A 10,096-nucleotide genomic window follows, 5' to 3' on the forward strand; every position below is an offset into this window, starting at 1 on the left:
TCCGAAAGATCCTCGCCCACCTCAGGGATTGGCTTGCCTGGATGATCGCCGTCGTCTGGGGCATCAACGCACCGGATCGGCGCCATCGGATCGTCAGAGCGGCTTGAGTGATTTGTTCAGGGCGAACGATGTAGCGCAGGTCCGTCATCCTGCGGATCGTCGCCAGCAGCCCGCGCAGGCGAAGATCCTGCACCGGCGTGAAGTGTTGCGCGAAGCGGTCGGTCGGCTTCGATCCGAACCCGCCGATCAGGCAGATGCCCAGCGTTCCCGCGTTCCGGCCCGCCACATGCGCGCCGATCACACCCGGCAGACGGCCGCAGAGCAGCGTGCCGTCGCGGTCGATCAGCCAGTGGTAGCCCACGTCTTTCCAGCCGTTTTCCTGCACATGCCAGCGCCGGATTCCCTTCAGCTTGGCCTGCGAACCTGCGGCTTCCAGCCAGCCCGGCCGGGTGTCCGAGCTATGGATGATGGCCTCATGGACCGGATAGCGCGCGTTGCCCTGATAGATCATCTGTCGTCCTTTCCGTGGCGGGCGGGCGGCAACACCCGGTCCACCAGCCTGTCGGCAATCGTGGTGCTGCGCGCCTCGACCAGACCGGCAAGGCGCAGGGAGAACCGCGCCAGATGGCGCGAGAAATAGCCGGCGGCGATCATCACCACCTGCACGGGGAAATCGGGGGCCCAGCTTTGCGCGATCAGCGCGGCGACGTGGCTGGCGATGAAGGCCCCCATCAGCACCACCCACAGCTCGCGCTTGTCCTGTTCCGGCTCGACCTTCATGGCAAAGGCCGCGGCGGCAAGCGCCAGGAACAGCCCGCCGATCCATTCATGTGGGGCCAGCGTGACGCCAAGGCCCGCCAGCATGAGGGTGAGCCAGCTTTTGGCAACGTCTTCGATCACTTTCAGCATCCTGTGGCCCCCGTCAGGCTTTGATCGTGGCGGCAGTTTCAAACAGCGCGTCCACCTCGGCATCGCTCAGCCCCAGCAGATAGGCGAAGAAGGCGATGTTCTCGCTCTGGCGCTGCCAGTCGCCCGCGCTGTCGATCACCACCTGTTCCGCCCAGGTGGCCGTGCTGCGGTAATCCATCACCGCCGACCAGCGCGCCTCGCCCAAGGCCAGCACGCCCTGCATGCGGCTGCACTTCATCGCAGCGCGCCGTACGGTCAGGGTTTGCTCGGCTTGCGCTTCGGCGGTCACGATCCGGCTCAGGTCAATCAACATCGGGCACCTCCTCAGGACCGGGCAGCGCGACGGGGCCATCGGCCTCCAGCAGCAGCGGCGCGGGAAACAGCGTGGCCTGCGCAGCATCCGGGCCATGCGGCAGGATCAGCGCCAGATGCAGCACGCCGCCCGTGCGGGTGATGTCAGAGGCCAGCCAGTCACAGGCAACAGCGGCGCGGGGCAGCGTTGCGCCTTCGGGAATGGCCGATAGGTCATAGGCCACGCCGTTGATCGTCAGCGTGTCGCCGGCACGTTCCAGCGTCAGCCGGTCGTCGCGCCGCATCGGGGTCAGGGTGATGTGCATGGGGGCTTTCTCAATACCAAGTGCCGGTGGCGAAGGCGTGCATGGCCACCACGTCGCCGGGGGCAAAGGCGGTCATGCCCACGATGTTGGGCTGCCGCAGGGTGGCCTGGGTCGCCGTCACCGGGTCGGCCCGGGGGGCGGCGAGTTCGCCGGGAAAGGGCGCGGCAGCGGCCCGGCTTTTCAGGGTCATGATGACCGTGACCACGGATGACGCAAAGGCCGCTGGAAACGTCCAGTCGGCCTGGCAAGTGTTGGCAGAGCCATAGGGCAGATTGACGCTGTGCGCGCATTCCTGCGTGCCATCCGCAAGCCGCAGGTAGCGCCCGTTCGCATTGGTCAGCGATTCGGCCTGCCTCTCCAGCAACCAGAAGGTGCCGTCGAAATGCGCCCGGGTTTCCGTATCGGTGCGGATGTATCCGGCAGGCAGCACCGCGCCGGACAGGGTGCGGCACGCAATCGCAGCCCCGCCATCCAGCGCGATACTCGCGGCCCCGCTGTTCGCCGCCGTCGCGCGGAACCGCAGCATCAACCCGGCCGGGGGCGTGCCGGTGATCCCGGCCCCGCTGGTCAGCGCAATCGCATTGGCCGTGCCGCCGTAGGTCATCCACAGCGCAGGATTGGTTGCCAGCCCCAACGCAGTCCGGCCCGCCGCCGCATCCGAGGCCGACATGAGGCTGCGCCCGAAGGTCGTCGTGGTGCCAAGCTGCCAGTTGCCCGCAAAATCCATGTAGGGATAGCGGTTGTTGGTCACGGCAAGCGCGGCCAGACCCGCAAGGAAAGGCGTGGCCTCCTGCGCCCCGAGGCTGGCCCGCGCCCCTGCTGCGCTGTCATCCAGCAGCGCGCGGCGGATCACCCGGCCCGCCGATACTGCCGTGTCCAGCGTCGTGGGCGCAAAGCTGATGGCCTTGTAATCGGTGAAGCGAAGCCCGGCATTGCCGCCGCCATCGACAAACACATGGCCAGAAGCCACGCCCTTCATGGTGAAGCCGTCGAACACCGCGCCGGGGCAATTGACCGCCCGCACCGCCCGATCCGCGCCGATGATCGTCTGGCGCAGCGCGACAAGGTTGGTCACATCGTCAAACCACATCAGCGTGTTGGCCGCACCGGGCAGCGTGTGCAGGCTGGCATCGTCCAGCAGCGTCACGCGGTCGGCCCGCCGCACATAGTATTGCTGCCGGGCATTGGTCACGCCGTTGATGATGTTGCCAAGGCTGCTCACACGCGACACGGCACGCAGCGGCCCGCCGTCTACGTCCAGAAACCGCTCCGACCCCGGGCCGACGAAATGGTTGCCCGACAGCAGAATGTCGCTGATCGCCAGCGCCTGCATCTTGGCCTGCGTCGGCGCATCCCCGGCATCGCCCCGGTTGTTGTAGCGGATGCGCGCGAACACCCCGCAGTTCAGAGCGTGGTTGGCGATGATCGACACATGGCTGCACGGGGCCTGAATGTCGAAGGCCTGATCCTCGCTCGGAAAGCCTTCGGCCCGGTTGCCGAGGAACAGGATCTTCGATCCGCCCGCCAGATGCACCGGATTGCCCACGCGGAACGCGGCCTTCACATCCACATCGGCGGCCTTCTCCGGCCCCCAGCGCGCGACATTCCCGATATAGACCGACCCCAGTTCACCCCCGCCATGCGCGTCAAAATCGCTGTTCAGGCAGTTGGCGCTGATGTTGCCGCCGATCAGGTTGTTGCAGGCGCCCTTGAACTCCAAGACCGCATGGCGCGTGCCGTCAAAGTAGCTGTTGGTGACAGAGCAGAACCGCGCCCCGTCATAAAGCGCCACACCATAGCCGTCGCCACCGCCCGAATAGGCGGGCTGTTCCACATGCGCCCGATCCACATAGCAGCCGATGCAACCTTCGCCCACGCGGAAGCCCTGCGCGAGCTGGCCGATGAACGCGCCCTCGCCACCTGCGCGCGCACATGGCTGTTCTTCTCGTCGATGTTCAGCTTCAGCAGGTCCAGATCGTCAACCATCGTGGGAACATAGTGATCCGTCATGCTGGCGGTCACGGTGTTGTGGTCGGGGGTCTGGAACGTGTGCTGCGCCCGGCGGGCCTTGGTCTGCGTGGTCAGGTGGCCGAACCGCTGCCAGTGTACCGATTTGGCCTGCACCGTGCCCTTGCGGGTCATGTTTTGCAGACGAGAACCCATCTGCCGGTAATCAAGGTGAACCTGGGCGTTGTATTCTTCCACAAACGCCTGATCAATATCGGGCATGATGCCACTCCGTTGCTTTCAGGGGGAACGGGTGTTCCTCGGACTGATCGCAGCGGGTGTTCCTTGCGGGGCCGCTTATTCAGGCGTCGGGGCCGTGGAACGGGCGCGTGTCCAGAATGTCACAAGCCCGCATTCACCCTGCTGTGCTTCACCCGCCGGAAAGTCAAAGCCCAAATGCGCCAGCCAGCGGCGGCGCGTCGCCATGCCCTGAGGCAGCACATTGCCCATGCGGGGAAACTCGGCCTGCTTCATGGCGATGAACCGGGCGCAAAGCCGGGTCATCATCCGCCATTCGGCATCGGCAAGCCTTGTGCCCAGAAACCAGATCGCCGCTACGCCCGGGGCCAGCGGGTTTGCCCCGCCCATGCCGATCAGGCCCCGGTCGCTGTCCATCGCCCAATGCGGATGCGACGGCCAGGCCTTCACCAGATCGCCCGCAATGGTCCAGCCCGGGTGCCAACGCCCGGTCGCCCGCGCGTTGAAGGTGCATTCGCGCACATCGGAAGGCCGCATGTCCCGGATCAGCCGGTGAAGATCCTCCCGGGTCGCTGGGCGCAACCAGCCGTTCATTTCTTCTGCCGCGCCGCAAAATCGGCCCAGGCCTTGCGCACCTTGGCGGTATAAGCATCATCGGTGCCGAACTTCGGATCGGCCTGCATCGTGCGGATGTCCTCGCGCGTCAGTGCGGGGTTGGCGTCGTTGCCGTCGCCCGGCGCAAAGCCGCTTTCCGCGCTGACCCCCATGATATGCTCGATGAAGGCCACGCCGTCCGCCGTGGTCATCACCCGCCTGACCTGCCCGAAATGCGCCTTGTCCACATTGGCGCCGATCCAGCGGTTGACGCGCGCCACCCTTTCATCCGCCGATTTGCCCAGCTTTTCCTTCTCGGCGGCGTGGTTCGCCACGGTCTGCCCATGCACATCGCGCACCAGCTCGTGAAAGCCTTCGGGGCTGACATTGTGCTTCTTGGCCCAGGCGCGCAGGCTCTGATCCACGGCTTCCGCCGGAGGCTCGAACCCTTCGGGATAGGCATAGCCGGTCACATCATCCGGCACGCCGATGCTCTTGGCGTATTCCGCCCCGGCCTCGGCCAGCACTTCAGCGCGCACCTCGTCGCGCAGAAGATCGGTCTTTTTCGAGAAGCGGCCATAGAGCTCGCGGTAGGCTTTCGCCTGATCCTCGGCAGTCGTGTATTTGTCCAGCAGCCATTCGGGCCGGTCTGCCGCACCGCCGGGCTGCGTGTCGTCACCGCCGCCCGCCGCCGTATCATCGCCCGCGCCGCCGGGCTGGGTATCATCGCCGCCGCCCGCCTGCGTGTCCGCGCCCGCGGCCTCGTCAAAAAAGCCAGCCCCGCCCGCGCCGCCATCCGCAGGGGCCATCACCAGCGCGCTTGTGCCCAAAAGGGCCATCATCAATCGGTTCATCTGTCGTCCTCGTCTTCTGGTTGGTCACTCTGCGGGTTTCAGGCGGGCCAGGATGATGCCGAACAGGCGGCGCATCCCTTCCTGCATCCGCAATTCCTGATCGGTGGCACTGGCGGGCAGCACCACGTTGACGGTGATCGAGCGCAGGTAATCCAGCACCAGATCGCCCGGCGGGCCGGACAAAGCTGCTTGAAACGCACCGTTTATGCGTGCTTCGGCATCTTCTGTGCGCAGATGTCCATCCGGCGATGCTGCCACGCGCGCACGCAGCTCACGCACCCGCCGGTCCACGATGTCCTCCAGCCCCTCGCTTCTCATCGGCCCATGGCCCCCTGTCCCTGCGCCTCGGCGGCCTGCTGCATCTTCATCATGTCCTCTGACTGCTTCTGCATCGCCGCCGCGATTTCCGGGGCAGAGGCGAACAGGTCTTCCGACAGGCCCGAACGCTGGGTCAGCCAGGGCACAAGCTTTTCCAGCTTGAAGGCGGCAGCGGCGGTCTGCGGCCCGTAGACCCCGGCCATGATCTGATGATGCTGGACCAGCCGCTGCATTTCCCGGCCATGCTGGGCCACGGCCAGCGGCGAGACGGCGACGATCGACACGGCGCGGTTGCGCTGCACCGGCATCTGAATGTCGCCCCGCTTTTGCAGGATGTGCAGCACGCGCCACATGTAGGGCAGCAGCAGTTCGTAATAGAGCCGCGAATAGCCCGCGGTGGAACGGTGGGCCAGGTCGGCCATGCGTTCGGCCACTTCGGTCGCGGTCGCAGGCGTCTTGTTCGGGTCCGACAGCATGTCGTTGAACAGCGCCCGCTTGATGTTCAGCCGCTGGTCGCCCAGCACCACATCCTGCATGTTGAAACTGCCGGTGGCGGCATTGACCGGCTCCAGCCCGTTGGTGCCGATTTCCTTGTTCAGAATGGTGCCCGGCAGCAGCGACACAGTGTCGGCGTTGATCGTGCCCTCGTTGTCGGTCTGGTAGATGCCGACGATGGACATGGCGGCGTTTTCCAGCACCATTTCCACCATCAGGTTCGTCGTGCGGATCGCCGCCAGCGCGTTGAGGATCGGGCCCCGGCCCCAGACCTCGCCCGCCGTGGTTGCCCAGCGGTGCGTGATGAACGGGTTCGACCCCATGCCCTGCATGGTCCGCTCCACAATGATTTCGTCGTGATCCTCGACCATGACGATGTGATGCGTGGCCTTGTCGTCGTCACCCCATTCCTCCCGCGTGTATTCCACCACGGTCAGTTCCTTGTCGGCCTCGTTCAGCACGGTGTTGGCCGTCTTGCCCTCGATCCGCGCGCCGCGATACTTGCCCGCGAGATCCTTGGCCTTGCACTTCGACACGCGGAAGATCCCGCCCACGGCGTCATTGGCGCCGCGTTCCAGATAGATTTCCGTGATCGACAGGGCGCGGTGCATCAGGCTTTGGCCGCCGCGGCCTTCCTCCACCAGCAGCGTGCCGGTGGAAATGCCCATGTCATAAATGCTTTCCGAAACCTCCTGGCTGAAGTTGCTGGCCCAGATTTCCTCGAAGGCAAACTCGCAAATCTCGTCCAGATCGCGGTTGATCGCCTTGCGGTCCTTGGCATCGACAAGGCTGGAGGCTTGCAGCTTCAGGAAGTTGGTAAAGGGCGGCATCAGACCGGCCTGCATGCGGCTGGCAAACTCGGCCACCGCGTTGACGCCGGTTTCGTCGAAAATATCCTCGCCCGCATCCCGGCCTTCAACCTGATGGAAACGCTTGCGCAGCGGCATGGTCAGCCGGATCGCGTCGTCAAACATCGGTTCGCGCAAGGCGCGGTCGGCCTTGGCCAGCGCCAGTTTCTTCTTGATCGTGCCCGTGTCCATCATGCCCCCGCGAAGAAGGAGCGCGGCGAGAAGGGCGAGGCCCCATAATCGCCCTGCGCAGCCAGACCCGCGCGGCGCGTGTCAAAATCCTCGCTGCGCGCCTTGCGATTCTCGATGCTGGCAAGACGGCGCTGTTCGTTGGCCTCGTCTTTGGCGGTACGGGCCGCGCGCTTGCGGTCCTTCTTCGCGCCAAGGGCACCCGCCACACCCGCGCCCGCAGAGGCGACAGAGCCCGCGACAATCAGACTGATAGGATCACACATGCAAAACCGCCCTTCGATCTGGAAGGACGGTTCGCTTCTGCGGAATCTACGTCAACCCCGCAGCCCCCGGCTGATGAGCGTGGATTGCCGGGCCAGCTTGCGGTTCGATCCGCCCCGGTTGAACAGGTTCTGCTGCCGATTGGCCTGCACTGACTGGCGCTGCGCCGCGTCCCCGGTCCTGACCAGCTTGCGGCCATAACCCATGCGCACGGCCATATACTGCTCGGCATCCGAGACGTGGGAGAAGATCGACTTCTTGTCCACTTCCTCCCGGTCTTTCAGAAAGGCATAGCCGCCCTTCTTGGCGTTCAGCAGATAGGTGCAAGCGGGGCTGAGAAGATAGGCGGGCCGCCCGTCCACCATCGTGTTCAACTGCGTCTGGATCGCGCCGGTGCGGATGATCGGGTCGTTCGTCCAGCAGGGCTGCGCCTTGACGCCCTCGGCGGCCAGCACCTGATAGGAGGTCAGCCCATCGGTGCCCGCCCGCCCTTCGCCCGCCGGATCGCCGGTGATGACCACCTTGAACTGCGCATAGTGCTTGGCGATGTGCTTTTTCAGCAGCTTGGCGAAGTCTTTCGCATGCATGTCGCGCGTCACCAGTTCGTCAAACACCCGCACCTGGCCGCGAAGATCCTGCCCGAAGGCCGCAGCCGGGGTCAGGCCGAAGTCCACGCCCACATGGATCGTCTCGTTCGGCACAGGACCGAAGGCTTCCTTCGCCACATGCAGCACCTCGTTGAAGCCCTGATAGACCGGGCGGCCCTTGAACAGCCGGCCGATCTGGTTTTGCAGCATGTTCCTGATCCAGTCGCGGGTCTGCCCATGCAGCAGCCCGGTGTAATAGGTCTGGTCGGTGTATTTGCCGTTCTCCCGGTTGGGGTTCAGGTCATAGCCCTGCAACACGCCATCCGGCCCCATGCGGTCGAAGAGCGCGGGCGGCTGGGTGAAGAACGTCCAGCCTTCGGGCCGGATCAGCGTCAGCCGGTCCTCTTCGCCCATCCATTCCGGCGGCTCTGCCTGCCCAGACATGATCGCCCACCAGTGTTCCTCGTCCGGCGCGTTGGTGTCCATGATGACGCAGGCCCGCGTCGGCCCGCCCTCGATCATGCGCGGATAGCGTTTCACCCGGCTGATCGCCGCCGTGACGATTTCGCGCGACAATTCCCGCGCCTCGTTCAGCCAGATGAAGGTGAACTCGAAGGACAGAAGCTTGCGCACGTCCTCGTCGCGGTCTAGCGCCAGAAACCACACCTCTGCCTCAAGGTCGATTTCCGGCAGGCGGATGGTCTGGCGAAAGGGTGCCCGCCAGCGCACCGGCCCGAACACGTTCTCCGGCAGCCATTCCAGCCAGGTCTTCATCGTGGTGGTTTCCAGCTGCGGCGTCGTGTTGCGGATCACCCCCACACGCACTTTGCGCGGCCCCGTGCGCAGGCCGGTTTCCATATTGATCGCGCGTTCCTGCCCCAGCATCAGCCGCAGGCATTCCATGACGCAGGCGGCAGATTTCCCCGAGCCAATCGGCCCTTGCAGCCCGCGCACGAGAGACCGGTCGCGCATGAAGTCGATGAGCGTCTGGCCGTCTGGCGTGTAGTTGATCGCCACCATCTCAGCGCACCTTGTTCCGCCGGGCGTTCAGCCGCACCCGTGCCAGCTCTTTCTTCTGCGGCTCCGTCAGCGTGCGCAGCACCTTCTGCGGGCTTCCGCGCCGCACCTCGACCACGCCGCCGGGGCCCTTCAGGCACCAGTAGCCGTCCAGGTCAAACCAGCCGCTGCCCACCTTGAACAGGCATCCACGCGGGATGCGGTCGATCAGCACGTTGATCGTCAGCCCCAGCGCGCCCCGGTTGTCCAGTGTTGGCGCCAGTTTCCGATGTTCCGGCTGCTGGGGAGTGGCGATGCGCACCGGAGCCAGCCGGTCGCCCTTCCCGGCCCGGGACGGTGGCTTGTAGGAAGGTTGCGGCGTCGCCGCTGCGCGGCCTGCGGGTTTCTGGAAAAACGTGTCGCTCATGGCCTTCCCTCCGAAGCATGGCCCGCGAACGGGCTTCAGCTTTCGGGATGTGCTTCTCGCGGGCCGGGGGCTAGGGTTGTTGCTGAGACGAGGGGCGTTTGTCGGCTATGCGGGACGAAGCGGTCGGTCTGTGTTCAAGGGGCTTGCACAAAAATAGCGCCTCTGCCCTGCGGTTCAGAAAAGAGAACGATGACCACTTCCTCATCCGGAGATGCAAAGTAGGCTCCCGGCATCTTGTCGAACAGCAGAGCATCTGCGTTTGCGGTAAGTTTCTTTAGGCAATCCTTCCCATCAAGCAGTGTCGCGCCGATTCCGACAGTTCGAACGCCCCGCTTCTTATGAAAATCATTCATGGATTCGTGGTGAGACCATGCCCAGTTCTCCGCAAAACGCCCGGTTAAACTTACCGCTTCTTCCGCAAGGCCAGGTGAAACTTGGAAAATCGCGACTGCGGGTCCAAAACCAAGAAAAGCTGTACAGCTTGTCTCTATCTTCACCTCTCCATCTGAGGAAAGTGCGCGCGCCAAGATGTCCAAAAGATGGCCTTCTTGCGTACAGCCGCCCAAAAGAAGCGCATTTACTGAGATCGCCAGCAGACGACTAAGTGGCATGGTTTTCCTCTGAGTGATGAGGCATCGTGAGACATATTTTTAGCCGCAGGTCAACGTCGGCTTTGGGCTTAGGCTGTGTGGAAACTCCTGCACCAACCGCCACCAGCGATGTGAGGGGTTCGCAGCAGGTCTTTTTGCCTGCTTGGGTTCATGCTACCCGCCAGTGGCTCTCATATCAGGCC

At 64.6% G+C, this 10,096-nt stretch carries 13 protein-coding genes; all 13 read right to left on the reverse strand.

Going from position 1 to position 10,096, the window contains the following annotated elements:
* On the reverse strand, positions 1 to 511 hold a 511-nt coding region (locus GEU84_RS20985), incomplete at its 3' end, for an N-acetylmuramoyl-L-alanine amidase (RefSeq protein ID WP_217438624.1).
* On the reverse strand, positions 508 to 909 hold the full coding sequence (locus GEU84_RS20990) for a hypothetical protein (RefSeq protein ID WP_217438625.1): 402 nt from the start codon (positions 907 to 909) through the stop codon (positions 508 to 510). The genes GEU84_RS20990 and GEU84_RS20985, both read right to left, overlap by 4 nt.
* Positions 910 to 922: 13 nt before the next feature.
* Positions 923 to 1,222, reverse strand: coding sequence for a hypothetical protein (locus tag GEU84_RS20750; protein ID WP_152828795.1), 300 nt, complete (start codon positions 1,220 to 1,222; stop codon positions 923 to 925).
* Entirely contained in the window at positions 1,212 to 1,526 is a 315-nt protein-coding gene (locus GEU84_RS20755) for a hypothetical protein (RefSeq protein WP_152828796.1), read from the reverse strand. Before GEU84_RS20755 ends, GEU84_RS20750 begins: the two co-directional genes overlap by 11 nt.
* A gap of 1,689 nt (positions 1,527 to 3,215) precedes the next feature.
* Positions 3,216 to 3,755: a phage capsid protein gene (locus tag GEU84_RS21280; protein ID WP_152828798.1), complete on the reverse strand. Its 540-nt coding sequence runs from the start codon at positions 3,753 to 3,755 to the stop codon at positions 3,216 to 3,218.
* 75 nt (positions 3,756 to 3,830) lie between these two features.
* Positions 3,831 to 4,268: a hypothetical protein gene (locus GEU84_RS20765; RefSeq protein ID WP_152828799.1), complete on the reverse strand. Its 438-nt coding sequence runs from the start codon at positions 4,266 to 4,268 to the stop codon at positions 3,831 to 3,833.
* 53 nt (positions 4,269 to 4,321) lie between these two features.
* Complete coding sequence (locus GEU84_RS20770; protein ID WP_174540116.1) at positions 4,322 to 5,179, reverse strand: hypothetical protein; 858 nt, start codon at positions 5,177 to 5,179, stop codon at positions 4,322 to 4,324.
* A 24-nt stretch (positions 5,180 to 5,203) separates the two neighbouring features.
* Positions 5,204 to 5,497: a hypothetical protein gene (locus GEU84_RS20775; protein ID WP_152828801.1), complete on the reverse strand. Its 294-nt coding sequence runs from the start codon at positions 5,495 to 5,497 to the stop codon at positions 5,204 to 5,206.
* Positions 5,494 to 7,032 (reverse strand): portal protein, encoded by a 1,539-nt coding sequence (locus tag GEU84_RS20780; protein ID WP_174540117.1) that lies wholly within the window; start codon positions 7,030 to 7,032, stop codon positions 5,494 to 5,496. Before GEU84_RS20780 ends, GEU84_RS20775 begins: the two co-directional genes overlap by 4 nt.
* Positions 7,032 to 7,295, reverse strand: coding sequence for a hypothetical protein (locus GEU84_RS20785; RefSeq protein ID WP_152828803.1), 264 nt, complete (start codon positions 7,293 to 7,295; stop codon positions 7,032 to 7,034). Before GEU84_RS20785 ends, GEU84_RS20780 begins: the two co-directional genes overlap by 1 nt.
* Positions 7,296 to 7,346: 51 nt before the next feature.
* Positions 7,347 to 8,900: a hypothetical protein gene (locus GEU84_RS20790; RefSeq protein ID WP_152828804.1), complete on the reverse strand. Its 1,554-nt coding sequence runs from the start codon at positions 8,898 to 8,900 to the stop codon at positions 7,347 to 7,349.
* Between the two features lies 1 nt (position 8,901).
* Positions 8,902 to 9,303 carry a hypothetical protein gene (locus GEU84_RS20795; RefSeq protein ID WP_152828805.1) on the reverse strand — a complete coding sequence of 134 codons (402 nt, stop codon included), beginning with the start codon at positions 9,301 to 9,303 and terminating at the stop codon, positions 8,902 to 8,904.
* 134 nt (positions 9,304 to 9,437) lie between these two features.
* Positions 9,438 to 9,914 (reverse strand): hypothetical protein, encoded by a 477-nt coding sequence (locus tag GEU84_RS20800; RefSeq protein ID WP_152828806.1) that lies wholly within the window; start codon positions 9,912 to 9,914, stop codon positions 9,438 to 9,440.
* Positions 9,915 to 10,096 lie beyond the last annotated feature (182 nt).

This window comes from Fertoeibacter niger, from assembly GCF_009380135.2.
GTDB classification, from domain to species: Bacteria; Pseudomonadota; Alphaproteobacteria; order Rhodobacterales; family Rhodobacteraceae; genus Fertoeibacter; species Fertoeibacter niger.